This window comes from Salinicola socius, assembly GCF_001937195.1.
Lineage (GTDB): Bacteria > Pseudomonadota > Gammaproteobacteria > Pseudomonadales > Halomonadaceae > Salinicola > Salinicola socius.
Genome location: NZ_MSDO01000010.1, coordinates 1 through 24200, shown reverse-complemented (window position 1 = coordinate 24200; position 24200 = coordinate 1). Strand labels below are relative to the sequence as shown.

Sequence of the window (24200 nt, the reverse complement as noted above, 5' to 3'; positions counted from 1 at the left end):
CGAGGCTTGCTGTCCAGGCCGCTTGTGCGGATTCTCGTGGGGCAAGCCTCGTATGACGCTCAGTCTAGGTGATCTATTCCCTCGCCCATGTCAAAAAATTCGGGTCGCGCTCAGATGATCCCCAGCCATCGCCACCAGACGAAGTCCAACGGCCACAGCAGCACGATGGTGATCAGCGCCAGCGGCAACGTGATCCGCATGGCCTGGCGGATGCTCACCCCCGAGGTAAGCAGGCCAATGATCAGCGGCGGGGACTGATAGGGAAACACCACGGTCGAGAAGCCAATGACCTGGGACATCACCACCGCGGAGGGTGACCATCCGGTGACATCGGCCAGCTGCGGCGCCAGCGGCGTCATCACGGCAGGGACGCCAGGCAGCGTGACCAGCATGCCCAGCACCGTGGCGATCACCGAGAGCCAGGCGAAGTTGCCGACGGTCGCATCCGGCGATAGTGGCAGCACCGCGAGCAGCCGGCCGGCGATCGCCTCGCCCAATCCGCTCTGATGCGCCAGGGCGCCCAGGCTGACGATGCCGGCCACGTAGATGAACGGCTCGAGATTAATCTGCTGCAGTGGCCGGGCCGGCAGCAGGCCGCTGCCGGGGAACAGGCAAGCCAGCGCCACCACCATGCCGATCCAGGCCGGCGAAATGCCGTGCCAGGCATCGGTCATCCACATCAACACGGCGAAGGCCAGCAGTGCCCCCATCATGGCGCCACCGCGGCCAAGCTTCGAGGGCGGCTCCGTCGAGAACGGCGATGGCGCGGCAGCGCGGAACTGCCACAGGATCAATCCCATGATCAGCAGCCACTTGAGCAGTCCCAGGATCGGAAAGTGCAACAGCAGATATTCGCCATAGCTGGGCGAGAAGCCGAGCACTGCTTCGCTGGCGCCCATCAATACGTTGTTGGGCACGTTGGCCGGCAGGATCGTGAAAGTGGGCAAAAAGCTCGACATGATGCCGCTGAGCAGCACGCCGGTACGCCCGGGATCGTCTTCGGCGTAGCCGAACCGATCGGCCAGCGTCAGCAGGATCGGCACCAGCAGCACGATCCGGCCCATCGCCGACGGCATGAAGAACGAGGCGATCAATCCCAGCAGGCCCACGCCGACGACCGCTTGTGGATAACCTGACGCGAGATGAGGCCCGACTCTGGCGGCAACGCGCTCGCCCAGGCCGGTGTAATTGATCGCGGCGCCGATCACCATGCCCGAGAACACCAGCCAGGTCGCCGCCGATTCGAACCCGGCGAACGCCGTCGACGCCGGCGCGACCTTGGCCACGGTACACAGGGTGAAGAAGATCAGTGCGGTCAGCCATTGCGGCAGCCAACCGGTGGCCCACAGGCCGATGCACAGGACCACCACGATACCGGCCTGCAGCACCGAGCCGTCAGCGCTACCCAGCAACAGCCAGCCGAGCGCGCCCAGCAAGGCCAGCAATGAAACCCCCAAACGCCAGGGAAGAACGGCAACCGAAGAGGACATCGCGACGAATCCAAGGACGAGCGAGGCGGCAGTATACCAGCGCGTGATCCGACCGCTGGTCCATCTCTTTCGGCGTCAGCGCTGCAGGCTCAATAAGGTAATGGTAATCAGAATGATCGCCATGCCCGCCAGCTGCAGCGGAGCGAGCGTCTGCCCCAGCACGACGAAGCCGAACAGCGATGCCGTGACAGGCTCCACCATGGCGACCATCGAAGCCGCCGAGGGCGAAGTTCGCCTCAGCCCGGGCAAGTAGAGGTAAAAGGAGATACCCGCGCCGAACAACCCCAGCAACAGGAAACCGTAGGCATCGTCGGTGAATGGCACTTTCTGCATCTGTTCGAAGTCGACGAACGCCAGCAACAGTAGCGTCAGGACCAGGAAAGCGATCGACAGCACGGCCTGTGCCGGCCCCTGTGCCCTGGCGTAGCGAAAGCCGAAGATGAAAAGTGCATAGGACAGCCCAGACAGCAGGCCGCAGGCGATTCCCCAGACCGAGACCTGGCCCGTGCCGCTGCGCAGGATATCGGTCAACAGCACGATACCGACCATCACTGCGGCGATCGAGGCCCATTTGCCCAGTGTCGGCTTCTCCAGGCCGCAGGCGAACGACACCAGAAAAACGAACAGCGGTGCGGTATACATCAAGGTGGCGGCAATCGCCACATTGGCGTTCGAAATGCTCAGAAAATAGAAGGTGAAGTTGCCTGCCACGCCTAAACCCGCGACGACCGACCAGGCGGCGAGTCGCCAGTCGAAACGCAGGTTGCGCAAGGGATGGACGACGAACCAGGCCAGCATGCAGGCAAGGCCGATCGCGCCGCGATAGAACGATATCAGGTAAGGGTCCCAGCCCTGTTGCATCAGCAGGCTCGCCAGGCCGCCGGATATCCCCCAGAACATCGCTGCCAACGTGATAAAGAGCGTTCCCTTCAGTGATCCTGACATAAAGCATCGGCCTCCCTGGCCAAGGTCGGTATCTGTCGTTGTCGCTCCAGGCCCGCGCGGATCCGATCGACGACCATGCGGTCAGCGTAGATGATGTATCGAGGTATCGAATGCATGGCCTCGTGATCGTTTTCTTCTAGGCTAAAGATTTGGGCAAACAGTGCGATGGCGCACATTGGTCGGGAGGAACGGGGGTGAAACCGGTGACGAAGATTTCGATGGCGACGCTCTGCCTGAGTGGCGAGATGAGGAACAGGCTGGAGGCGATCGCACGAGCCGGATTCGAGGGCGTGGAGATATTCGTCGACGACCTGCAGTCGAGTGGCTTGTCGCCGCGAGCCGTGGGCGATCGTTGCCGCGAGCTTGGCCTGACCGTGGTGGCGCTACAACCGTTTCGGGACGCCGAGGCGCTACCGCCCGCTCTGCATCGGAAGATGCTCGACGACGCCAACCGTCAATTCGATGCGCTGGCCGATCTCGGCGGTGACTTCCTGCTGGCCTGCAGCAACACTCGGGAGGACGCCTCTAGCGATCCTTTACGCGCCGCCGAGACCCTGAACGATCTGGCAATGCTGGCCGCCGAGCGGGAGATGCGAGTGGGTTACGAGGCGCTGGCGTGGGGGCGTCATGTCTTCGACTACCGCGACGCCTGGGAGATCGTCCGGCAGGTGGATCATACGGCGCTCTCCCTCGTGCTGGACAGCTATCATGTCCTGGCTCGGGAGCTGGAGCTGGACACCCTCGCCACGATTCCCGGTGACAGCATCGGTCTGGTGCAGCTCGCCGACTCGCCCTGGCCGCGGGGGCAGGATCTGCAGTCGCTGAGCCGCCACCGGCGGGCGTTTCCCGGCGACGGTGAGCTACCTCTCGAGCGCTTTCTGGCGGCACTGAACCGAACCGGTTACGCCGGGCCACTGTCGCTTGAGATTTTCAGCGACTCGCTCTCGGTCATGCCGACGGGAATGGCCGCACTTCAGGGCAAGCACGCCCTGGAGTCGCTGCTGGCATCGAAAGATAGAAGAATGGAAAAATAAAAGAATGGAAAAATAAAGAGTCTGGCGCGTTCTACATCAACCACAGATGGCTCAGCCAGATCCCCAGCGCCAGCGTTACCGCGGAGAGCACCGTCGCCATCACCAGCGCAGCGGTGCCGAGCTCGGCGAAGCCGTAACGCTGGCCGAGCAGCGGGTACATGCTCAGCATCGGCGCGCAGGCAAAAATGATGGCTGCGGTCGCGAATGCCGGCGAAAGGCCGGGGATCAGCAGGATCATCAGCAGTACGCAGAGCGGATGCAGCAGCAGCTTGGCCAGCGCGATCTGCGCGACCTCTCCGACCATGCCTCTCACTCGCAGGCCACACAGCGTCCCGCCGATCACGAACAGCGCCACCGGCGACGACGATGCCGCCAGCATCTGCAGCACCCGGGCGATGGGTTCCGGTGGATGCAGTTCCAGCGCGGCCAGCAGCGTCCCCACGGCGATGGCGATGATCAGCGGGTGACGCAGGATGCGCAGTGCCACTGGCTTGAGCGTGGCCCAGAAGCCGTTGTCGGGCTGGCGCGCGAACTCCGCCAGGACCAGCGCTGTGGGGATCACCAGCAGATTCTCGATCAGCATGTTGAGCGCCATGGCGATGCTCGCCGTGGGGCCGATCACCAGCACCGCCACCGGATAGCCGATGAAGCCGCTGTTGGAGGCCGAAGTGCCGAGCGCGTACATCGCCCGGCGTTCCAGCGGCAGATCGCTGCGCCAAGTCATCCATAGGTACATCGCGGCGAAGGCCAGGCCCGATCCGAGACCGTAGGTCAGCAGATAAGAGACGTTGAAGACATCGTCCAGCGGACGTTCCAGCAGCGCCTGGACGACCAGCGCGGGGAGGGCGATATTGATCACGTATCGGCCCATGCCCTGGATATGGGCCTTGTCGACGACACGTTTGAGCACGGCCAGGTAGCCGATGCCCAGCAGGATGAAGATGGGAATGATGGCGCCGAAGATGGTATTCACGAAACTCTGATCACTGCGAATTAGACTTATGCCTAATAGCATGAGCCCGGGACGGGTCACCGGCAAGTGGATTCACTCGAACGGTGCCCGCCATCCGCGATCAGCAGACCTCCTCGCTCATCGCTGCCAGCCAATGACCTCGACCGCCCGCTGTCGATGCGCTTCCGTTACCTGACTGACCAGGCTTCCACCGACGCACAGCACCAGATTCAGCAATAACCCCCACAGGCCGCTGTAGACGCCCAGCGGGCGCAAACCAGCGAAGGTGAAGGCGGCGGCGAGCACGGTGCCGGCGAGCATGCCGATGAACACCGCCTGCGTATTGAGCCGACTCCAGTAGAGACCGAGGATCAGCGCCGGTGCGGTCTGGATCAAGACTTCGAACTTGAGCACGAAGATCTGATAGAGCGTGCCCGGCGGATACCAGGCGATCAGTACCAGCACCACGACCGCGGCGACCCCGACCAGCTTGCCTATCAGGATCTTGCGTGATTCCTCGGCGTTCGGCGCGATGTAACGTCCGTAAAGATCGTTGGAGATGATCGACGAGAACGTCAGCAGCACCGAATCGGCGGTCGATACGATCGCGGCGATCACGCCACCGAACAGCAGCACCATCGCCCAGTAGAAAAAGGCATTCTGGTTGGCGAGAGCGTTGGCCATCATGCCGACCAGCTGTTCGGATTCCGCGGTGGTCAGGTCGGGGAAGGCGGAGATGCCGATGATCCCGACCATGAACACCACACCGGCAGTCAGAAACGGCATATAGGCCATGCGGATGAAGGAGCGCTTGAGCGTCCTTTCGCTACGTGCAGCGAAAATTCGCTGGAAGGCATGCGGATAGATCGCTGCGCCGATGCCGACCAGCACCAGCAGGCAGAACCAGGTAGTGAGGCTTCCTCCGGTCGGCGCGCCGAGTTTCTGCGGGGCCTCGGCGATCATCGTCTCGGCCGCCGTGGGCAGCCCGCCCAGATAGATCAGCGAGCCGATCAGCAGGGTGAACACGCCGAACAGCAGGGCGATGCCCTGGATCGTGTCGGTATAAGCCACCGAACGCATGCCGCCCAGCCAGCTGTAGGCGACCATGATCACGATGAAGAACACCACGCCGACCTGATAGGGGATCGTGCCGCCGGTCAGGCCGGAGACGCCCTGACCGATGGCGACGAACTGTTCGAGCAGATAGTTGCCCAGCCCGTAAAGCATCAGGATCGCGGCCAGGATCGTGACCTTCTTCGAGCGGAAGCGAAGATCGATCCAGTCCACCGGCGTCAGCAGGTTGAAGCGCCGGCCCAACGCATAGAGCCTGGGCGCGAACAGCAGATAGACCATGATGATCATGATGAAGAACGGCACCGAGACCAGATACTGATAGCCGAGGCGATAGGCCGTTGGCGGGTAGCCGACCACGGTGTTGCCGCTGTATTGGGTGGCGAAAAAGGTGAAGAAAAGCACCATGACGCCGAGGCCGCGCCCGCCCAGATAGTACTCGTCGAGACTCTCGCGAACACCACGGTTGCGCAGGAAGGCATAGACGCCCACGGCCAGCATCAGGCCGCCGTAGAGCATCAATACCAGGATGCCGGACCACCCGCTGAAGGCCAGTTCCACTTCCATCGTCACAGCTCCTCGTCTTCGTCGGCGCCGGTTTCCCACTGGGTCATCACTACCCAGGTAATGAAGATCGACAGGGCGAGCGAGGCGGTCAGGATGATCAGTGCCCAGTAGGGGATGCCGAAGACTAGCGGCGACCAGGAACCGGCGGGAAAATACCAGGGATTGATCAGGGCAAAGAGAACGACGAATCCGATCCAGACCAGCGGTTTCTTGACCGGTTCGCTGATGTTTTTCTTCATGGAGTACCTCGATGGCGTGCGCGATGGCGATGCGAGATCGGCAAAAAACGCCGAAAAGTGCCACTGGCGGCGAGCGAGGAGACTATAGCCAGCCGTGGCGACGGATGGCCATTATCGTTTGGCAAAGCGGGGCTTCGTCTATGGCGAAGATGTGCGACATTGGTCGCAAATGCCGTTGGAAAAGACCGTGCTGCCCGAGCAACGGACGATCGATCGCCGTACCGCTATCGCCTTCTCAGCATCCAGGCGGCGCCCACGGCGGAGAGCAGGCAGCCAGCAGCGAGGTAGATGGCGACCGGTACCCAGCTGCCGTCGTAGAGATCGACCAGGGCGGCGGCGATGAATGGGGTGAAGCCGCCGCCGATCACGCTGGCGACCTGATAACCGACCCCGGCACCGCTGTAACGGTAGGCGGTGCCGAACAGTTCGGCGAAGATCGGCTGCTGTACGCTGACCACCATGTCGTGGGCGAGGTTGGCGAGCGCCACGGCGAACACCACGATCCACACGATCGAACCGGCCTGCAGTGCCATGAAGAACGGGAAGGCGGCCAGCACGCCGACGATGGCGCCGGTGATGTAGACGCGCCGACGCCCCAGCGTGTCCGCGAGAAACGCGAACAGCGGGATGGTGACGCAGCTAATCGCGCCGACCAGCAGCCCGATGTGCAGAAACAGGTCCCGCGACAGATCGAGATAGCCGGTGGAATAGCTCAGCGCGAAGGTGGTCACGATATACATCGTGAACAGTTCGGCCAGACGCATGGCGATGATGGTCCCGAAGGCGCCGGGATGGCGTTTGAGCGCCTCGATGATCGGTGGCCTGGCCGGCTTCTGGTCATTGCGTTCGACCGCTTCGACGAACTCCGGTGACTCCTCCAGGCTGGAACGGATCTTCAGCGCCACCAGCACCAGCACCACGCTGAACAGAAACGGCAGGCGCCAGCCCCAGGCCGTGAAGTCGGCATCGCTTAGCCAGTAGCTGAGCAGCGAAATGCTGCCGGTGGCCAGGATCAGGCCCACGCCGTAACCCACCTGCACGCCGCTGGAGTAGAACGCGCGTCGGCCTTTGGGTGCACTTTCCACGGCCATCAACGCCGCGCCGCCCCACTCGCCACCAACGGCAAAGCCCTGGATCGCGCGCAGCGTCACCAGCAGAATCGGCGCCCACACGCCGATCTGGGCGTAGGTCGGCAGCAGGCCGATCAGCGCCGTCGCGCCGCCCATCAGAATGACCGTCAGGATCAGCATGCGCTTGCGACCCAGCCGATCGCCGTAATGACCGAAGACCAGCCCGCCCAGCGGGCGAAACAGAAAGCCGACGCCGAAGGTCGCCAGCGCCGCCAGCGTGCCGGCCGCCGGGCTGACATTGGGAAAGAACTGCGAATTGAAGACCAGCGCGGCGACGATGCCGTAGAGCAGGAAATCGTACCAGTCGACCACGGCACCCACGAAGCTGCCGATGGCGGCACGTCGGGCCTGGCTTGTCGAGTGGGCTGGGGTGGTGGTCGCTGCGTCTACGCTCATCCGGAACTCTCGGTCGTCGGTGTCTTTATATCGAGGCGTATCGATCGGGGTGAGGCATCGACACGTTGGCGGCGCCGTATCTTACGTCATTGCGAGAGGAGGCACAGGGGGGATCGACGGAGCAACGAAACGGGCTCACCTCGACATGGCTCATTCGAACAGTTCCTGTTTCAGCCTCCCTCACACCGACAGCTCTTGTTCCGACAGCTCTTGTTTTGACAGCTCTTATTCCGACAAGATTTGGATCTCCCGATCCCAGCGGCGCAGGAACGCCTGCCGGCGCAGGGTGTCGACGAAGGCGAGCAGCGTGGCATTGATCGGAATCGGGTAGAGATGGTCGCCGACCTGATCGCGCAGCCGCTGGGCGGTGTAGGGGCCGACCACGTCGTCGCGGACGCTGAACAGTGGGGTCTGGCCGGCCAGGATATGCTGGCCGCGGCGGCTCAGCAGAAAGCGGACGAAGCGCTTGGCCGCCGCCGGGTGTGGCGCGTCGCGATGAACGAATGCCATACGCATCAGCACCAGCGAGTAGTCGTTGGGGACCTGGACGATGATGTCGGGATGGGTCTGGGCCCAGAGCAGTGCATAGGAGCCCAGCAGGTTGTAACCGAGCCAGTAGCGACCGTCGCTGAGCCCTTCGAGCATGCGCTGGGTGGTGGTTTCGAGCTGTACGTCGGCGGCGCCCATGGCGGCGATCAGATCCCACATTCGCGGCGTGTAGCGGGCGTCCTGTTGAAGCAGGGCGTAGCCGACCCCGCTGTCACGCGGTGAATAGCTCACCACGCGGCCGTCGAGCCACTGGCGATAGTGCGTCAGCAGATCGAGCAGATCGCGATGGGTTTCCGGTGGCGGCATGTGCGAGGCCAGTTCGAGGCGATAGGCCATCACCACGGGTTCGAAAGTGAAGCCGAAGACTTCGTTGCGCCATTGCGCCCACGCCGGCCACTGATCGACCTCCGGTGCATCGAGGGGCTGGGCCATGCCTTCGTTGCTGAGCGCCAGTTGCCACGGCATCGCCGAGCTTATCACCACGTCCGGCGGCGAATCGTGAGAGCGGGCGCGCCGGTCGACCTCCAGCGTCGAGCGGTCGCGATAGTCGAGATCGATCTGCGGATTCTCGATGGCGAAGGCGGCCAGCACCGGCTCGACGATCTGACGATCCAGCGCGGCTTCGATGATCAGCCTTTCGTCCGCCTGGGCTATGTCAACGCCGCTGACAACGAGCCATAGCCACAGGCATGAACCCAGGCCAACGTGAAGGCGTCTGTTCATGTCACGCTCCCCTCGGGTGGCCGACAGCGCGGTAATGTCAAAGAAACCTTGAGTCCTCGAGGCTCGCGGTTGGTGACCGTCAACCGGCTGCCATGGCGTAACCCGATGGAATCTGCGATGGCCAGGCCGAGTCCGGAGCCGCGGGTATCCTGGCGTCTTCCACGCTCGAACGGCTGAGTCAGACGGGCGAGTGATTCGGTATCGACGCCGGGGCCATCGTCCTCGATGGCCAGCGTCACCCGCTCGGCGGCGCCGTTGGGGTCCTCATCTTCATCGTTGCTGAGCCTCAGCGTGATTTCGCTGCCGGGCGGCGTGTAGCGACAGGCGTTGTCGATCAGGTTGTTGAGCAGTTCGTGCAGCGCCCAGCGTTCCCCTTCGATCCAGATCGGTATGGGCAGGTCGATGGCCAGTCCGAGATCATGCTCGCGGCTGTCCTGACGATCGGCCCAGTCGGTGGCGACTTCCCGCAGCAGTCGATCCAGTGCCAGCGGTTCACGCTGGTGCCCGGGGCCCAGATGTTGCAGTCGGGTCAGGCTCAGCATCTGGCCGGCCAGGCGGCTGGTGCGTTCGGCGCTGTCGTGGACGGTATTCAGCGCCTGATACCAGCTGTTCGGGTCACGGCTGGTCAGCGCCAGCTCACTGGTGCTCTGAAGCCCGGCGAGCGGCGTCTTGAGCTGGTGCGAGGCATCGGCGATAAAGCGCAGCAGGGCATCGCGCTGATCGCGTTGATCGGCGAATAGCCGGTTGAGGGTTTCGACCAGTTCCTGCATCTCGCGGGGCACGCCGAGGGTCAACGGGCTGATGTCATCGGCGCGCCGGCTACGCAGCGTCTGACGGAGACGACGCAGCGGCGCCAGCATGGTGCGCATGGCGATGGCCACCAGCGCCGCGGTGATCAGCACCATCGCGGCGAAGCGGGTGGCACTCTTGCGAAACAGCTCCTGCGCCAGCAGGTCGCGGCCGCGCCGGGTATGACCCACCCATAGCTGCACCGGCTCCTGGGTGTCCCAGCCGGCGGAATCCACCTCGCGACCACTGAGACGAATCGGGCGGCCATCGTAGACGGCATCGAGATAGACCGGCTGATGGCGGGCCTGTTCCAGCATCGCGTCGGTGATGGGCAGATCGGCGTTTTGTGTCATCGAGACCCCGTTATCCGCCTGCAGCCAGTAGAACACCCGCTCCTGCCAGCGGGTGGCGAGGATCTGCAGCGCCGAGGCCGGCATTTCCAGGGTCGGCTTCCCTTCCGGCCACTGCAGCGACTCGGCAATGGTCAGACTGGCGGCCTCGAGCTGGCCATCCATGGCCCGGTCCGCTGCCTTGCGAGCGCTGGTGTAGGCCTCGATCAGCAACAGCGTGCCGAGACCGGCGACAATGACGATCAGCCAGAGCGTCAGGCGTCGCTTGAGCGAGGTGCGCGGTGAAATCACTCGCGCCGCGCCTCGTCGAACGTCTCCCGAGAGGCTTCGAGCCGATAGCCCAGCCCGCGCAGGGTGCGGATCGACAGGCCGGACCCCGCCAGACGCTTGCGCAGCCGGCTGACGTAGACGTCCAGGGCGTTGGCGCCCACCGCATCGAAGCCGAACAGCCGGTTTTCCAGCGCCTCGCGCTGAACGATTCGCCCGGCATTGAGCATCAGCGCTTCCAGCAGGCTGAATTCCCGCCTTGGCAGGTCCAGCGAAGTGTCGTTCAACCAGGCGCTGGCCGAGCGGGTATCCAGCACCAGCGCACCGAAGCGCACGCTGTTGTCGAGTCGCTGCTGGCTGCGGCGCAGCAGGGCGCGTACCCGGGCTTCCAGTTCGGTGATCGAGAACGGCTTGGCAAGATAGTCGTCGGCACCGAGGTCCAGTCCGCGCACGCGATCCTCGAGGGCGTCCCGCGCCGTCAAGATCATCACCGGCGTGGGGTCGGCATGGGCACGTAACCATTCGAGCACGCCGAGACCGCTGCCATCCGGCAGGCCGAGATCGAGCAGGACCAGATCGAAGCGACCCTGGCGCAGCGCCTGGATGGCATCGTCGACGCGAGACAGGGCATCGACGGTGTAGCCGTGGCGGGTCATCGCCTGGGTCAGCGAGCGCGACAGCAGCGGGTCATCCTCGATCACGAGCAGGTGCATGGCGGTGTCTCGGCGTCATCGACCCCTTGTCGTATGCGACTAATGTCTTGTTCGACTGATGTCTTGTTCGACTGATGTCTTGTGAGACTAATGTCTTATGCGACAAAGGTTTAGATGACAGGTTGATGAAAGGTTGGCGCTCTAGCATCGCGCTGTCGGTAGGCAGAGCCGGCCCAAGTCCGGTGCCCGCCATGAGGTTTGCGAGCATAACAACCCAGGTAGGAGACGCACAGCATGCCAAACTCTCGAATCATTCCTCGCTGGCTGGTCGCCGTCGTGACTGGCGGCGCGTTGCTGGCCGGCGCCGTCCAGGCCCAGGCCAAGCCGCCCGAATGTATCGCACCGGCCAAGCCGGGCGGCGGTTACGATCTGACCTGCCGTCTGGCGGCCAACGGCCTGCAGGAGGCCAAGCTGATCGATGAGCCGATGATGGTCAGCTACATGCCCGGCGGCATCGGTGCCGTGGCCTATAACCATGTCACCGGCGTGCGCGACGACGATCCCAACCTGATCGTGGCCGCCAGCACCGGCGCTGCGCTCAACCTGGCGCTGGGCAAGTTCGGCATCAAGCACAAGGTCGATGACGTGCGCTGGCTGGGCGCGCTGGGTGTCGACTATGGCGCCGTGGTGGTTCGCAAGGACGCGCCGTGGAACAACCTCGACGAACTGATGAAGGCGATGAAGAAGGATCCCTCCAGCGTGGTGATCGGCGCCGGCGGCACGATCGGTAGCCAGGACTGGATGAAAGCGGCGCTGATGGCCAAGGCCGACGATGTCGATCCGCGCAAGCTGCGCTACGTCTCCTTCGAGGGTGGCGGTGAAGCGCTGGCAGCACTGCTGGGCGAACACATTCAGGTCTTTACCGGTGATCTGGCCGAGCTGAAACCGCAGCTCGACAGCGGCGAGATCCGGATTCTGGCGGCACTCTCCGAAGAGCGCATGGGCGGACCCTACGCCGATATCCCCACCGCCAAGGAGCAGGGTTACGACGTCGAATGGCCGATCTGGCGCGGTTACTACATGGGCCCGAACGTCAGCGACGAAGCCTATCAGCAGTGGGCCGACCGTCTGCGCGAGCTGAACGAGACCGAGAGCTTCAAGAAGCTGCGCGAAGGCCGGGGCCTGTTCCCGATGTCCAAGTTCGGTGACGACTTCCATCAGTATGTGAAGCAGCAAGTCAGCGACTTCGAGACGCTCGCCAAGGAAGTGGGTCTGACCCAATGAAACTCGCCGCCGACCGCGTCCTGAGTCTGCTGTTGCTCGGTCTGGCGGCGTTCGTCGCCGTCCAGGCCTGGCAGCTACAGGTGCCGTTCAGCTATGACCCGGTGGGCCCGAAGGCAGTGCCGCTGATTCTGTCGGCGCTGCTGGCGGTTCTGGCCATCGTGCTCTTCGTTCGGCCCGGCGCCGGCGGCGAGTGGCCGACCGGGGCGCTGCTATTGCGTCTGGTCTTCACCATGGCGGTACTCGGCGCCTACGCGGCGCTGTTCATCAACCTGGGGTTCCTGGTGACGACCGCGCTGGTCAGTGTCGTCATCGCCTGGCTGTTCGGCGCCACGCCGGTGAAAGCGGTCGTCGGCGGCCTGCTGCTGGCGCTCGGCAGCTATCTGCTATTCACCTATGGATTGGGAATCTCGCTGCCGACCGGTAGCTGGATCGAGCCGCTGCTGGGGAGCCACTGAATGTTCGATTTTCTGATCCAGGGCTTCGGCGTCGCCCTGACGCCGCTCAATCTGGGCCTGGCGTTCCTGGGCGCGCTGCTGGGCACGCTGTTCGGCGCGCTGCCGGGTATCGGGCCGATCAACGGCATCGCCATTCTGATGCCGCTGGCCTACACGCTGGGACTGCCGGCCGAGTCCGCGCTCATCCTGCTGGCCGGTATCTACACCGGCTCCGAGTACGGCGGTCGCATGTCGAGCATTCTGCTCAACGTGCCCGGCGATGCCGGCGCGGTGATGACGACGCTGGACGGCCACCCGCTGGCCAAGAAGGGCCTGGCAGGCCCCGCGCTGGGCCTGTCGGCGGTCAGCTCGTTCATCGGTGCGACCGTGGCGATCGTCGGCCTGACCCTGTTCGCGCCGCTGCTGGCGGTCGTCGCAGTCAAGTTCGGTCCCGCCGAGTTCTTTGCGCTGATGATCTTCGCCTTCGCCTCGATGTCCGCGATGATGGGCAAGGATCCGATCAAGACCCTGATCGGCGCCGTGCTCGGGGTGCTGATCTCCACCGTCGGCGTCGACTCCGGCACCGGCGTGCTGCGCTTCACCTTCGACATGCCCGAGCTCTACGACGGCATCGATTTCGTGGTGATGATCATCGGCCTGTTCGCCGTCAGCGAGATTCTGCTGATGCTCGAGCACGCCTTCCGCCATGACCAGGACGGCGAAATGGCGCCGATCGGCCGGGTCATGGTCAAGATGAGCGAAGTGATGTACTGCAAGTGGGCGATCCTGCGTTCCAGCGTGATCGGCTTCGTCATCGGCGTACTGCCGGGCACCGGGGCTTCGGTCGCCAGCGCCGTGGCCTACACCACCGAAAAACGCATCAGTGATCGCGACAATACGTTCGGCACCGGTGATATGCGCGGCCTGGCGGCGCCGGAGGCGGCCAATAACGCCTCCGCCGCCGGCTCTTTCGTGCCGATGCTGACGCTGGGCATTCCCGGCTCGGGCACCACGGCGATCCTGCTGGGCGCGCTGATGCTCTACAACATCAATCCCGGTCCGATGATGTTCCGTGAGCAGCCGGTGGTGGTGGGTGGCCTGATCGCGTCGCTCTATATCGGCAACGTCATGCTGCTGCTGTTGAACCTGCCGCTGGCCGGCGTGTTCGCCCGCGTGCTGCAGGTGCCGCGCTGGATTCTGGTGCCGAGCGTTGCGATCCTCGCCTTCGTCGGCGTCTACCAGCTGCACTCCGATCTGATGGCGATCTACCTGATGCTGGCCATCGGCGTATTTGGCTACGTGCTGCGCAAGTTCGGTTTTTCGCTGGCGCCGGTGGTGCTCGGCTTCGTGCTGGGCGGGCTGATGGAAGAGAACCTGCGCCGGGCGCTGTCGATCAGCGGTGGCGACGTCGCCATCCTGTTCCAGTCCGGTCTTTCTATCGGGCTGTGGATCGCCGCCGCACTGGTAGTGCTGGTGCCGATGTTCGCGGGTAAGCTCAAGGCGAAGTTTCTGCCGGCCAAGGTCTCCTGATACCGATACCCAGGATAGTGCGGCAAGTATTCGACGGCCCTGCCATGGCGGGGCCGTCGTCATTGAACCGGAGGTGTTGCCGTCGGAGACGCCTTCAAAAGCCGATGTCACGAGATTCAGTGCTCGCGCTGGCAACGACTCCGGCTATAGTCCGGATAGCCCAACTTGCGGCGATGCTGATCACTGGGAGCAACCGATGAGCGATGACAGGTCTGCGGTAATCGAAGCGCTGGCACCGCATGGGCGACTGCGTGTCGCCATCAACTACGGCAATATCGTACTCGCGCAGCGGGATAAGGACGGCGGGCCGGCCGGCGTCTCGGTTGCGCTGGCGCGGGCGTTGGCATCGGAGCTCGACGTGGCGATCGAATTCGCCACCTTCGAGGGTGCCGGCGACGTGTTCGCCGCGATCGACGACGACGCCTGGCGAATCGGCTTTCTCGCCCGTGATCCGGTGCGGGCCGAGAAGATCCATTTCACCGATCCCTACGTGATCATCGAAGGCACCTACCTGGTGCCGGAAGCCGCGCCGATTCAGGCAGTCGACGAGCTGGACCAGGATGGCATTCGGATCGCGGTGGGCAAGGGGGCGGCTTACGATCTCTACCTGACACGGGCGTTGAAGCACGCAAGTCTGGTTCGCGCGGCAACCTCAGCCGCGGCGATCGAGCTGTTCGTCGAGAGCCGACTGGATGCCGCCGCCGGTGTGCGTCAGCCACTTGCGGCCTATGCCGCGTCGAACCCCGGTTATCGTGTTCTGCCAGGGCGCTTCACCGCCATCGAGCAGTGCATGGCGGTGCCCAGGGCGCAGGCTTCGGACGCCGTTATCCGCTACGTCGAAGATTTTCTCGCTCGCATGAAGCAGCAGGGGGTGGTGAAGCGGGCGCTCAAGGAAAGCGGCCAGGATGAGACCCAGGCGGCGGATTGAGCTAAACGCCGTCATGGAAACAAATGACATCAAATAGAGTCGTGGTGTCGACCTTGATGAATTGATACAGAGCTGGCATTAGTCTGCGTTCTTCTCGGCAAGGCTTCAGGAAAAATGATAGCTGTGCGCAACATTCTGAATGGAACGAAGACCACCGGTGATGCCATGGGGGCCGCAAAGCCCCTTTAGACCATATCAACTCATTGACGCCGATTTCGAAAAGTCGATCACGACTCTTGACGGTACATCTCCATTTTCCAATCGTTTAAAGACGTCATTGATGGCGGATAAAGGCTGTAATTCGACATCCGCCCTGACTTTACCTTCAGCCGCGAAAGCCAGTGTCTCGGCCATGTCTTGGCGTGTGCCAACAAACGATCCCCGGATGGTGATGCAGTTAGCGACAACATCGAACAGAGGGGTTGGAAAGTCACCGGGTGGCAAACCGACTAGCACACAAGTGCCACGTTTGCGTGTCATGGCGATGCCTTGGTTAAAGGCGATCAACGATGGGGCAGTAATCAATACGCCATGTGCGCCGCCGCCGGTCGCCTTTATCACGGCTTCGACGGCATCTGGTTGCTTGGCGTTGACCACGGCCTCGGCGCCGAGCTGGGTAGCATGTTCCAGCTTCTTGTCGTCGATATCGACCGCACAAACATGTAAGCCAAGTGCCTTGGCGTATTGCACGCCGAGATGACCGAGACCGCCAATACCCGAAATGGCAATCCACTCACCGGGCTTCGCATCCGTTTCCTTGATGCCCTTGTAGGTGGTGACACCGGCGCAGATGAGAGGGGCAGCCTCTGTGGCTGACAGGCCGGCAGGAATATGGGCCACATAATTGGGGTCTGCGAGAATGTATTCGGCGAAGCCGCCATTCCTGGTATAGCCACCAAACTCGGCTTCTCCACACACGGTTTCCCACGCGGCCAAGCAATGCTCGCAGTGTCCGCAGGCGGAATAGAGCCATGGGACGCCAACGCGATCTCCTTCTTTCACCGCGCTGACGCCGGTCCCCAGTGCAACCACAATGCCGATGCCTTCGTGACCAGGGATGAAGGGCGGAGTGGGTTTCAGCGGCCAGTCGCCGCGAGCGGCATGTAGATCGGTGTGGCAAACACCGCAGGCCTCCGTCTTGACCAGAATCTGTCCGGGTCCCGGCGCAGGGATTTCGATATTTTGAACGACGAGATCCTGGCCGAATTGTTCGACAATGGCTGCTCGCATTTTTTTAGTCATGATCTAGTTCCTTGGTGAAGATATGTTTTGGGCAGCGTTACCTGGTTGTTCTTATGAATCCCGATGATTCACTCAGTCGCTGGAAGTGCTTTGCATTCTTTTGAGAGCATGTTCAACGGCAGATGACGGAGTCGCTTGTCACTGGTGTGCAGGGAATTTGCCATTTCCTGCGCACTCATTGCGGCGCTGTCCGCTGACGGGTTCAGGATGATGGGGGCCTGATCCGGCATGTTTTCAAAGGATGGAAGCTCTCTGACGATGTAGCTGTAGACGTCGAGATGTGACTGGATCATCGCAATTACCTGTGTAGGGTGTTGCCAGTCACAGCGTCTGAGCCGTAAGTGGCTACTGCTCAGTCTCTTCCTTCTCTAAAAGGCGGTCTGTACGACAGCGCACGCAGGATTATCAGCGCGTGGTGTGGGTGTCTTGCAGAGCGTCGAAGCCGGAGATCACGTCGAAAAGCTCCTCGTCGATGCCGGCCTGTCGCAATCGGTGGAAACGGGCGTGCAGGTCCTGTAGTAGCTCACCGATATTGCGATCAGCGCGCTGCATGGCGGCCAGACGACTGGCATTTTCACTGGCAAGGGACTCGGCGCTGGCTCGAAACAGCGAGACGAACAGATGCTCGCGGATAAAGGCGCGCAGAGTCAGCGAGCTCACGTCCAGCACTTCGGGTATCTGTGCGGTGGGCCATGGCTGGTTGACCAATCCACGCTGCCAACGGGCATCCAGCGGCAGCAGGCGTTGGCTCACGGGCGTATAGCCGGCAGCATTCGGTCGGTTGTAGAAAAGCGTCAGTGCCGTGTCATGGATGGCGATAGGCCCTTCATCTTCCGCTGCGGCATTCGGTACCTGAACTTCCTGCAGAATGTCGCCCACCAGGCGGGGGATCAGTTCCACCGATCCGGGAACCGGAAAGCATCCTTCGGGCACAATGCCGGCATCGATAAGGCGTGCGTGCGTGCGCTCACCAACCGCCCAGACTCTGGACTCGTTCTGCGCCAGTGCCGCCACCGCATGTTCGACCGCTACCTCGTTGAATCGGCCCACCAGCCCCTGATCGGAGCCGAAGACCACGGCCCGCATCCGGGTGTTGACGCGTGGAGGTGGCAAGGCGAGAGACTGCGCACTGCGTTGCTCGGCTGAGCGCAGGCACACGCCGAGTCCAAGTTCGACCGTGTGTGCGTAATCGGCCAGGGCGGACACCGAACGTTCATATTGCCCAATGGCTGATGCTGCGGATGCTTTCATGGTACTGACCACGGACTTGAGGTCTCCCGCACTGTCCATTTTCCGGCGCAGGGCAATCAGGGTGGTGGCCATCAGAGTTGAGCTCCATTGGCATTGCGATGACTGCCGGTTTTAAGCTGAATTGTCATGAGTTTTCGTCGGTGTCAGTGTGGCCAGCCGTCTCTTGAGATGGTCGGGTCTCTGTCTGGGACAGGAAAGCCTTAAGTACCTCGCGCGCGGCTTCGGTGACCTGCCGACGATCCGTATCGGCCAGCTTGCCGCCCGCGGTCAGCCGTTCGATCAGGTCATCAGGCAGATCATTGGCCATCTTTTCCACTGTCTGCTGTGCCGCCGCCATGCGCTCAAGCGGTACGAGATCAAACAGGGCTGCGTTCAGCGCCAGCAGAATGGCGAGCTGTGCGGGGACTGAAACCGGTGAGAATTCGGCCTGGCCCAGACAGGCGCGGATGCGTTTGCCGTGATCGATGGACTGCCGCGTATCCTCGTCCAGCCGGGCACCGAAACGGGCAAAGGATTCCAGCTCCTCGAACTGGGCATAGGCGAGCTTGAGATCGCCCGCCACCGCACGATAGGCCGCGCGCTGTGCCTTGCCGCCGACCCTGGAAACCGACTGACCCACGTCGATGGCGGGTAGAACGCCGAGTTCGAACAGTGACGGTGACAGCACTATCTGCCCATCGGTGATGGAGATCAGGTTGGTCGGGATGTAGGCCGAGATATTCTGCGCCTCGGTCTCGATGATCGGCAGGGCGGTCAACGAACCGCCGCCGCGCTCCTTGGTCAGGTGGGTGGCGCGTTCCAGCATGCGTGAGTGGATGTAGAAGATGTCACCGGGAAAGGCCTCTCGTCCCGGTGGGCGACGCAGTAGCAGTGACAACTCGCGGTAGGCGCGGGCGTGGTGGGTCAGATCGTCGTAGACGATCAGCACGTCGCGGCCCTGTTCCATGAAGTGCTCGGCGATACTGGTGGCGACATAGGGCGCGATGTAGGCCAGGCCTGGCGCTTCGTTGCCCTCGGCGACCACGACCACGGTATAGGCAAGCGCATCCTTTTCGTGCAGGTTGGCGACCGCCCCGGCGACTGCAGATGCGCGTTGTCCAATGGCGCAATAGACGCAAAGCACGTTCCTGCCGCGCTGGTTGAAGATGGTATCGAGGGCGATCGCCGTTTTGCCTGTCTGGCGGTCGCCCAGGATCAGTTCACGCTGCCCCCGGCCGATGGGAATCAATGCGTCCATGACCTTCAACCCGGTCTGTAGTGGCTCCGTGACTGGCGCTCGATCCATGATGGGCGTTGCAGGTCGTTCGATAGGCAGACGCTGATGGGTCACTACCGGCCCCCGGCCGTCCAACGGTCGCCCGAGCGGGTCGATCATCCGGCCCAGCAAGGCGTCGCCTACGGCCACGTCCATTACCCGGCCGGTGCGCTGAACTTCCTGGCCGGCATGAAGATGCGCGTAGTCTCCCAGCAGTACGACATCGATGCTGTCTTCATTGAGATTGAAGGCGATACCGAAGAGGCCGCCGGGAAATGCCAGTAGCTCCTCGGAGCTGACTTGCCGCAAGCCGTGAACACGCACGATACCGGTGGAAACACTGGTGATCGTGCCCACTTCGCGTAGCCGTAGTTGCGGTCTGAAGGCCTGCAGGCGTTGCTGGATGTCTACGAACGCGCCATCAAGGACGGATTGCAGGTCAGGGCTATCGGGTGTTGCGGTGATCATGCTGCCACCGTCGCATCGGACTCGTGCGCCGTGTGAGGGGCCGAGGACAAGGCACTCAGGTAGTCCTCGATACTCCAGGCCAGTTTCTGCCCTTGAGCACTGATTTCGATGCCGGCAACGAGATCAGGCTCTGTCTCGAACTTTAGCGCTATGGTCTGTCCGGCCGTCTCGTCCATTGCGGCCTGGATCGCCGTTTGTTGTGCGGCAGGGAGCTCGAAAGCACTGCGCAACAGGGCGGGAGTCGCCTCTGAGGTGTCCCTGAGTGCCTTGCCAAGCGCAGACAGTGCCTCGTCATCGGCGGCCTGCAGCCGCTGGACGAATACCTCGCAGACCCGTTGCTCCAGACTGGCACCTGCAAGGTCATCCAGCACCTGGCGTGCGATAGCGAATACCTGCTGCTGGGTGCGACGGACGATCTCGGCATGCAGGTGTTCGGTGTCGGTCGCCAAGGCTTTGGCGCGCATGGCGCTTGCCTTGTCGGCGACCCGGGCTGCCTCGGCGCGTAGACGTTCGCCTTCGGCCGTTGCCGCCTTCGTGGCTTGCTGCAGCAGGTCTGCGCGCTGTTGTTCGAAGGCCTGGTTCTTTTGTTCGAATTCCCGTTGCTGCCTGCGCGCTTCCGCCTCGGTCGTGGCGGCGTCCGCCAGCGTTGCCGCAATTTTCTGCTCACGCGCAGCGATGGCATTCAGCACGGGCTGATACAAAAATCGCTTCATCAACCACACCAGAACAATGAAGTTCAGCAGCTGTGCGCCGACGGTGAACCAGTCGATTAGCATGATCTATTGGCCCGATGCCTGACTGACCGCAGCCAGTGCGGCATTCCAGAATGGATTGGCAAAAATGAGAATCATCGACACCACGAAACAATAAATTGCGGTGGACTCGATCATCGCCAGGCCGACGAATAGCGTGCGGGTAATGGTCGCGGATGCATCGGGCTGTTGCGCCAGCGAGGTAAGTGCAACGGCTACTGCACGGCCCTCGGCGAGAGCCGGTCCCATTGTGCCGAAGCCCGTGGTCACGCCAGCCATGATGATGGAAGCGACGGCGATCCAGGTGAGAGCGTCCATAAAGTGTGCCTTCGTGTGAGGGTCGATGGGAGATAGGGCTTTGATTCATGCGGCTGGCGCCGGAGAGGGGACCTTGACCGCCTTGCTGCTGCGTGTGGCCGCAGCGATGTAAACCGCTGCCAGAATGGTGAAGATGTAGGCCTGCACCATGCCGGTGAGTAGACCCAGTAGCGTCATCACAATGGGAAAGAAAAAAGGCGTAATGGACAACAGAATGGCGATGATCATGGCGCCACTCATCATGTTGCCGAACAGGCGCACGGCCAGCGCCATGGTGCGTGAGACTTCGCTGATCAGGTTGAAGGGCAGCATGATGGGTGTGGGTTGAAGGTAGGATTTCAGATAGCCCATTAGCCCCTGACTGGAGATGCCAAACAGCGGTACGGCGACCAGCACGCTCAGGGCAAGTGCCGCTGTCGTCGACAGCGACGCGGTCGGTGGCTCGTAGCCGGGAAGGACGGTGGCCAGCGCCGCGATGGCGACGAATAGAAACAGGGTGCCGAGGAAAGCGAGGTAGTGGTGAGGGTTCTTCAGACCGACATCCTTGATCTGACTCATGATCGTGGTAACCACGATCTCCAGCAGATTCTGCCAGCGCGAACGTTCGTGACTGGTGGTCAGGCGGCGTGTGATCAACGCGCCGCCCAGAACGAGTACCGCCATCAGCACCCAGGTGAACACGATGGTGGCGTTCAGCGAGATAAAGCCGTACTGCCAGAAGATCCAGGCATCGGGGGTCAGGCGCATGGTGGTCTTCCCGTCGTGTGCGCCATGCCTGGCACAATGGTGGCAGGCAGGCCGCGTGTCACACGCAGGATGAACGCGCGCGCCAACAGAAAGCTCAGCAGGCACAGGCCCAGACGCAAGGGCTGTCCTGTTCCAATGAGATAGAAGCCCGCGAGTACGATCCCCGTGCGCAGAAACAGGCTGCCGAAGAACCACCGTGCCGGGCGCTTTGATACGGCACCACGCTGCACGGTCCACCAGAGACCTCCGAAGAAAATCGTTCCCAGTGTGAAGCCGGCGATCAGCGCCGCTGCACCGCCCAGTATCCAGCTGATATTGTCAGGCATCGTCGTCCTCCTGTTCTTGATGCATTGCCCGGTCCTCCTGAGAGACCCAATACCATGCGTTCAGGCAGCCAACGGTCAGCCCGGCCATCAGTAGTGCCAGCGTCAGTGAACGACCGCCGGGGTAGCGTTGATCGAGCCAAAGGCCGAGTCCGGCCCCCAGCAGTGTGGGTACCACCACCGACCAGCCGATCAGGCCCATCATGCCGAGCCCGAACCAGACCTTCGGCGTGCCGTTGCGGCGTGCCTTGAGCTTACGCGCCGCCTTGACGCCAACCTGCCGCGCCAGGGTCGGTTCGGCTGGCCTTGAATCCGGAGATTGGCGCTTGGGGTCCTGACTCATGGCGAGCGATCCTGCAGCGATGCGAACCGCTGCATGAATCCGGTTTCCAGCCTGGCCATTGCTGCCCGCATGGACGCTTCCTGCGCATCCTGGGTCATGAACTGCTCTGTCACGGCTTCGTGCAGGCAAGCCAGGTCATTGCCACGTAGCGCTTGTCGCACGGAAATCGTCACGTCGAGACCGGTCTTGACCAGTACGCCGGCATCCAGTGCCACGAACGCTTCACACTGCTCGTCGTCGGTGAAAACCAGGATGCCCGGTACCAGTGCAGCGACACAGTCCAGCCGCTGTGGCAGCAGGCCAAATGAACCGTGTACCGTCTCGACCACAATGCGCGAGACGCAAGCTTCGTTGACGAAAACCTCGAAGGGCAGCAGCACCTTAAGCGTCATCATCGGCATGCGTGGTCTCCTCGGACGGTCGCTCTTCTGCCTCGGCGCTGGATTGAGCTTTTATTCGGGCCTCGCCAATCGCGCCGATCATGTAGAGCGCGCTCTCGGGTAAGTCCTTGAATTCGTCAGCGAGAATGCGCTCGCAACCGTCCAGCGCGTCTTCCAGACTGACCAGCTTGCCGGTCAGGTTGGTGAACTGTTCGGTGGTGAAGAACGGTTGGGTGAGAAAGCGTTCCAGGCGGCGTGCTCGCGCCACGACCTTGCGGTCCTCGGGCGACAACTGCTCCAGCCCGAGCATGGCAATGATGTCCTTCAGCTCGGCATACTGTGCCAGCGTGCGCCGAATGGCTTGCGCTATCCGATAGTGATATTCGCCGACGATGCCCGGGGTGATCATCTTCGAGCTGGATTGCAGCGGGTCGATGGCCGGGAACAGCCCTTCGCTGGCGCGTTTGCGCGATAGCACGATGGATGCCGACAGATGCGAAAAGGTGTGTACGGCGGCAGGGTCGGTAAAGTCGTCCGCGGGTACATAGACCGCCTGAAGCGAAGTAATGGCGCCGTTGTCGGTGTTGGCGATACGCTCTTCCAGCGCTGCCAGTTCGGTCCCCATGGTCGGTTGATACCCAAGGCGCGATGGCATCTGCCCCATCAGTCCTGAAACTTCGGAACCGGCCTGAATGAAACGGAAGATATTGTCGATCAGCAGTAGTACGTCGCGATGCTCGTCATCCCGGAAGTACTCGGCCATGGTCAACGCTGCGTGTCCTACGCGAAAGCGTGCGCCGGGTGGCTCGTTCATCTGCGCGAAGATCATCACCATGTTGGGCAGTACCCCGGCAGCCTTCATTTCGCGGTACAGCTCTTCGCCTTCACGCGAACGTTCGCCAATGCCGCAGAAGATACTGACGCCCTGTTGATGGCCGATCATGTTATGAATCATTTCGGTCAGCAGTACCGTTTTGCCCACGCCGGCGCCGCCGAACAGTCCCGCCTTGCCGCCATGCTCCAACGGTGTGAGTACATCAATCGCCTTGATGCCGGTCTCGAATACCTCGGAGCGGATCGAGCGGCGAATCAAGGGGGGCGGCTCGTTATGTACCGAACGCCATTCCACGCCTTCCAGCGGTGGGCCGCGATCGACGGTGTTACCGAAAACATCGAACATGCGCGACAGTATGGGTTTGCCAACCGGTGCCTTCAGCGGTCCACCGCTGTCCTTCACAGGCATCCCACGCGACAGGCCTTGGGTCGGGGTAAGGGCGATTCCTCGAACGTGGCGCTCATCGCGTTGAGCCAGCACCTCGATAGTGACCCGATCACCGTCGCCCGCATGCAGTAGGCTATTGACCGGCGGTAGTGTCCCGTCGAAGCGAATGTCGATGACGCTGCCACGGACGGTGACGATGGTGCCAAGATTGCCCACGTCGGACTTGGGACCAGATTCAGACGCTGTCATTCCGGGCCCTCCTGTCAGTTGTCGCTCATCCACCCCGAACAGGTGATGCTTATGCATGCCAGATCATGAGCAATGGTCATCATGCCTGTAGGCAGAGATATCCACCGTGCGCTAGCGAACACAAGAGTTCCCAGCGGGGATCTGGGCTTCTACTTTTAGAGAGTTGCGCCCCTGTTCACCTGATTGACCTGGATCAACCTTTTTCGGCACTACCCCATGCTTGGAGCACAGGGGGATCGCATAACCGACTCTGGGGGTCCACTATTGGCTCTCGTTATGTACGCCATCGAACAGAATGTGGGCGCTTCAGCCCTGTGTT

The 24200-nt window shown here is 62.3% G+C and carries 25 protein-coding genes; 5 read left to right on the top strand and 20 right to left on the bottom strand.

All coding sequences use genetic code 11. From position 1 onward, the window contains the following. Positions 1 to 110: 110 nt before the first annotated feature. On the bottom strand, positions 111 to 1490 hold the full coding sequence (locus BTW07_RS08665; protein ID WP_075569782.1) for an SLC13 family permease: 1380 nt from the start codon (positions 1488 to 1490) through the stop codon (positions 111 to 113). Positions 1491 to 1565: 75 nt separating this feature from the next. Further along, positions 1566 to 2435 carry a DMT family transporter gene (locus BTW07_RS08660; protein ID WP_075569781.1) on the bottom strand — a complete coding sequence of 290 codons (870 nt, stop codon included), beginning with the start codon at positions 2433 to 2435 and terminating at the stop codon, positions 1566 to 1568. Positions 2436 to 2629: 194 nt separating this feature from the next. Between BTW07_RS08660 and BTW07_RS08650 the strand changes: the two genes are divergently transcribed. Next, the gene (locus BTW07_RS08650) at positions 2630 to 3469 is read left to right on the top strand and encodes a sugar phosphate isomerase/epimerase family protein (RefSeq protein ID WP_075569779.1); all 840 of its coding nucleotides are present in this window, start codon (positions 2630 to 2632) and stop codon (positions 3467 to 3469) included. Between the two features lie 31 nt (positions 3470 to 3500). Here the strand turns inward: BTW07_RS08650 and BTW07_RS08645 are convergent, their stop codons facing one another. From BTW07_RS08645 to BTW07_RS08615, 7 genes are all read right to left on the bottom strand, one after another. Continuing rightward, complete coding sequence (locus BTW07_RS08645; protein ID WP_075569778.1) at positions 3501 to 4442, bottom strand: AEC family transporter; 942 nt, start codon at positions 4440 to 4442, stop codon at positions 3501 to 3503. Between the two features lie 117 nt (positions 4443 to 4559). Beyond that, a complete protein-coding gene (locus BTW07_RS08640; protein ID WP_075569777.1) occupies positions 4560 to 6059 on the bottom strand; it encodes a sodium:solute symporter family protein in 1500 nt (499 codons plus the stop codon). A 2-nt stretch (positions 6060 to 6061) separates the two neighbouring features. Then, entirely contained in the window at positions 6062 to 6298 is a 237-nt protein-coding gene (locus BTW07_RS08635; protein WP_075569776.1) for a hypothetical protein, read from the bottom strand. Between the two features lie 224 nt (positions 6299 to 6522). Beyond that, the gene (gene shiA / locus BTW07_RS08630) at positions 6523 to 7824 is read right to left on the bottom strand and encodes a shikimate transporter (protein ID WP_075569775.1); all 1302 of its coding nucleotides are present in this window, start codon (positions 7822 to 7824) and stop codon (positions 6523 to 6525) included. Between the two features lie 225 nt (positions 7825 to 8049). Continuing rightward, positions 8050 to 9096, bottom strand: coding sequence for an ABC transporter substrate-binding protein (locus BTW07_RS08625; protein WP_075569774.1), 1047 nt, complete (start codon positions 9094 to 9096; stop codon positions 8050 to 8052). Next, a complete protein-coding gene (locus BTW07_RS08620) occupies positions 9093 to 10526 on the bottom strand; it encodes a sensor histidine kinase (RefSeq protein ID WP_083941694.1) in 1434 nt (477 codons plus the stop codon). Before BTW07_RS08620 ends, BTW07_RS08625 begins: the two co-directional genes overlap by 4 nt. After that, on the bottom strand, positions 10523 to 11215 hold the full coding sequence (locus tag BTW07_RS08615) for a response regulator (RefSeq protein ID WP_075569773.1): 693 nt from the start codon (positions 11213 to 11215) through the stop codon (positions 10523 to 10525). Before BTW07_RS08615 ends, BTW07_RS08620 begins: the two co-directional genes overlap by 4 nt. A gap of 234 nt (positions 11216 to 11449) precedes the next feature. On the opposite strand from BTW07_RS08615, the gene BTW07_RS08610 reads away from it, so the two are divergent. The 4 genes from BTW07_RS08610 (at position 11450) to BTW07_RS08595 (ending at position 15331) form a co-directional block, all read left to right on the top strand. Continuing rightward, the gene (locus BTW07_RS08610; protein WP_075569772.1) at positions 11450 to 12439 is read left to right on the top strand and encodes a Bug family tripartite tricarboxylate transporter substrate binding protein; all 990 of its coding nucleotides are present in this window, start codon (positions 11450 to 11452) and stop codon (positions 12437 to 12439) included. After that, positions 12436 to 12894 carry a tripartite tricarboxylate transporter TctB family protein gene (locus BTW07_RS08605; RefSeq protein WP_075569771.1) on the top strand — a complete coding sequence of 153 codons (459 nt, stop codon included), beginning with the start codon at positions 12436 to 12438 and terminating at the stop codon, positions 12892 to 12894. The genes BTW07_RS08610 and BTW07_RS08605 overlap by 4 nt, the downstream gene beginning before the upstream one ends. After that, entirely contained in the window at positions 12895 to 14403 is a 1509-nt protein-coding gene (locus BTW07_RS08600) for a tripartite tricarboxylate transporter permease (protein WP_075569770.1), read from the top strand. It begins immediately after the preceding gene. A gap of 196 nt (positions 14404 to 14599) precedes the next feature. Beyond that, positions 14600 to 15331: a transporter substrate-binding domain-containing protein gene (locus BTW07_RS08595; protein WP_075569769.1), complete on the top strand. Its 732-nt coding sequence runs from the start codon at positions 14600 to 14602 to the stop codon at positions 15329 to 15331. A 195-nt stretch (positions 15332 to 15526) separates the two neighbouring features. Here the strand turns inward: BTW07_RS08595 and adhP are convergent, their stop codons facing one another. The 11 genes from adhP to atpD form a co-directional block, all read right to left on the bottom strand. Further along, positions 15527 to 16573, bottom strand: coding sequence for an alcohol dehydrogenase AdhP (adhP, locus tag BTW07_RS08590; protein WP_075569768.1), 1047 nt, complete (start codon positions 16571 to 16573; stop codon positions 15527 to 15529). A 68-nt stretch (positions 16574 to 16641) separates the two neighbouring features. After that, the gene (locus tag BTW07_RS08585; protein ID WP_075569767.1) at positions 16642 to 16866 is read right to left on the bottom strand and encodes a hypothetical protein; all 225 of its coding nucleotides are present in this window, start codon (positions 16864 to 16866) and stop codon (positions 16642 to 16644) included. Positions 16867 to 16978: 112 nt separating this feature from the next. Further along, positions 16979 to 17896: a F0F1 ATP synthase subunit gamma gene (locus tag BTW07_RS08580; protein ID WP_075569766.1), complete on the bottom strand. Its 918-nt coding sequence runs from the start codon at positions 17894 to 17896 to the stop codon at positions 16979 to 16981. A gap of 52 nt (positions 17897 to 17948) precedes the next feature. After that, a complete protein-coding gene (locus tag BTW07_RS08575) occupies positions 17949 to 19547 on the bottom strand; it encodes an alternate F1F0 ATPase, F1 subunit alpha (RefSeq protein ID WP_075569765.1) in 1599 nt (532 codons plus the stop codon). Further along, entirely contained in the window at positions 19544 to 20323 is a 780-nt protein-coding gene (locus BTW07_RS08570; protein WP_075569764.1) for a F0F1 ATP synthase subunit delta, read from the bottom strand. The genes BTW07_RS08575 and BTW07_RS08570 overlap by 4 nt, the downstream gene beginning before the upstream one ends. Before the next feature lie 3 nt (positions 20324 to 20326). Then, positions 20327 to 20617, bottom strand: coding sequence for a F0F1 ATP synthase subunit C (locus tag BTW07_RS08565; RefSeq protein ID WP_075569763.1), 291 nt, complete (start codon positions 20615 to 20617; stop codon positions 20327 to 20329). Positions 20618 to 20662: 45 nt separating this feature from the next. Then, positions 20663 to 21364: a F0F1 ATP synthase subunit A gene (locus tag BTW07_RS08560; protein WP_075569762.1), complete on the bottom strand. Its 702-nt coding sequence runs from the start codon at positions 21362 to 21364 to the stop codon at positions 20663 to 20665. Then, a complete protein-coding gene (locus BTW07_RS08555) occupies positions 21355 to 21690 on the bottom strand; it encodes an ATP synthase subunit I (protein WP_075569761.1) in 336 nt (111 codons plus the stop codon). The genes BTW07_RS08560 and BTW07_RS08555 overlap by 10 nt, the downstream gene beginning before the upstream one ends. Continuing rightward, complete coding sequence (locus tag BTW07_RS08550) at positions 21683 to 22030, bottom strand: AtpZ/AtpI family protein (RefSeq protein WP_075569760.1); 348 nt, start codon at positions 22028 to 22030, stop codon at positions 21683 to 21685. Before BTW07_RS08550 ends, BTW07_RS08555 begins: the two co-directional genes overlap by 8 nt. Continuing rightward, on the bottom strand, positions 22027 to 22431 hold the full coding sequence (locus BTW07_RS08545) for a F0F1 ATP synthase subunit epsilon (protein WP_083941692.1): 405 nt from the start codon (positions 22429 to 22431) through the stop codon (positions 22027 to 22029). Before BTW07_RS08545 ends, BTW07_RS08550 begins: the two co-directional genes overlap by 4 nt. Further along, positions 22412 to 23881 (bottom strand): F0F1 ATP synthase subunit beta, encoded by a 1470-nt coding sequence (gene atpD / locus BTW07_RS08540; RefSeq protein WP_075569759.1) that lies wholly within the window; start codon positions 23879 to 23881, stop codon positions 22412 to 22414. The genes BTW07_RS08545 and atpD overlap by 20 nt, the downstream gene beginning before the upstream one ends. Between the last annotated feature and the right edge of the window lie 319 nt (positions 23882 to 24200).

Bases quoted from the DNA above. Each gene is read 5' to 3' on its own strand.
- BTW07_RS08665 (WP_075569782.1), bottom strand. From the start codon at position 1,490: ATGTCCTCTTCGGTTGCCGTTCTTCCCTGGCGTTTGGGGGTTTCATTG.
- BTW07_RS08660 (WP_075569781.1), bottom strand. From the start codon at position 2,435: ATGTCAGGATCACTGAAGGGAACGCTCTTTATCACGTTGGCAGCGATG.
- BTW07_RS08640 (WP_075569777.1), bottom strand. From the start codon at position 6,059: ATGGAAGTGGAACTGGCCTTCAGCGGGTGGTCCGGCATCCTGGTATTG.
- BTW07_RS08635 (WP_075569776.1), bottom strand. From the start codon at position 6,298: ATGAAGAAAAACATCAGCGAACCGGTCAAGAAACCGCTGGTCTGGATC.
- shiA (WP_075569775.1), bottom strand. From the start codon at position 7,824: ATGAGCGTAGACGCAGCGACCACCACCCCAGCCCACTCGACAAGCCAG.
- BTW07_RS08625 (WP_075569774.1), bottom strand. From the start codon at position 9,096: ATGAACAGACGCCTTCACGTTGGCCTGGGTTCATGCCTGTGGCTATGG.
- BTW07_RS08615 (WP_075569773.1), bottom strand. From the start codon at position 11,215: ATGCACCTGCTCGTGATCGAGGATGACCCGCTGCTGTCGCGCTCGCTG.
- BTW07_RS08610 (WP_075569772.1), top strand. From the start codon at position 11,450: ATGCCAAACTCTCGAATCATTCCTCGCTGGCTGGTCGCCGTCGTGACT.
- BTW07_RS08605 (WP_075569771.1), top strand. From the start codon at position 12,436: ATGAAACTCGCCGCCGACCGCGTCCTGAGTCTGCTGTTGCTCGGTCTG.
- BTW07_RS08600 (WP_075569770.1), top strand. From the start codon at position 12,895: ATGTTCGATTTTCTGATCCAGGGCTTCGGCGTCGCCCTGACGCCGCTC.
- BTW07_RS08595 (WP_075569769.1), top strand. From the start codon at position 14,600: ATGAGCGATGACAGGTCTGCGGTAATCGAAGCGCTGGCACCGCATGGG.
- adhP (WP_075569768.1), bottom strand. From the start codon at position 16,573: ATGACTAAAAAAATGCGAGCAGCCATTGTCGAACAATTCGGCCAGGAT.
- BTW07_RS08585 (WP_075569767.1), bottom strand. From the start codon at position 16,866: ATGATCCAGTCACATCTCGACGTCTACAGCTACATCGTCAGAGAGCTT.
- BTW07_RS08580 (WP_075569766.1), bottom strand. From the start codon at position 17,896: ATGGCCACCACCCTGATTGCCCTGCGCCGGAAAATGGACAGTGCGGGA.
- BTW07_RS08575 (WP_075569765.1), bottom strand. From the start codon at position 19,547: ATGATCACCGCAACACCCGATAGCCCTGACCTGCAATCCGTCCTTGAT.
- BTW07_RS08570 (WP_075569764.1), bottom strand. From the start codon at position 20,323: ATGCTAATCGACTGGTTCACCGTCGGCGCACAGCTGCTGAACTTCATT.
- BTW07_RS08565 (WP_075569763.1), bottom strand. From the start codon at position 20,617: ATGGACGCTCTCACCTGGATCGCCGTCGCTTCCATCATCATGGCTGGC.
- BTW07_RS08560 (WP_075569762.1), bottom strand. From the start codon at position 21,364: ATGCGCCTGACCCCCGATGCCTGGATCTTCTGGCAGTACGGCTTTATC.
- BTW07_RS08555 (WP_075569761.1), bottom strand. From the start codon at position 21,690: ATGCCTGACAATATCAGCTGGATACTGGGCGGTGCAGCGGCGCTGATC.
- BTW07_RS08550 (WP_075569760.1), bottom strand. From the start codon at position 22,030: ATGAGTCAGGACCCCAAGCGCCAATCTCCGGATTCAAGGCCAGCCGAA.
- BTW07_RS08545 (WP_083941692.1), bottom strand. From the start codon at position 22,431: ATGCCGATGATGACGCTTAAGGTGCTGCTGCCCTTCGAGGTTTTCGTC.
- atpD (WP_075569759.1), bottom strand. From the start codon at position 23,881: ATGACAGCGTCTGAATCTGGTCCCAAGTCCGACGTGGGCAATCTTGGC.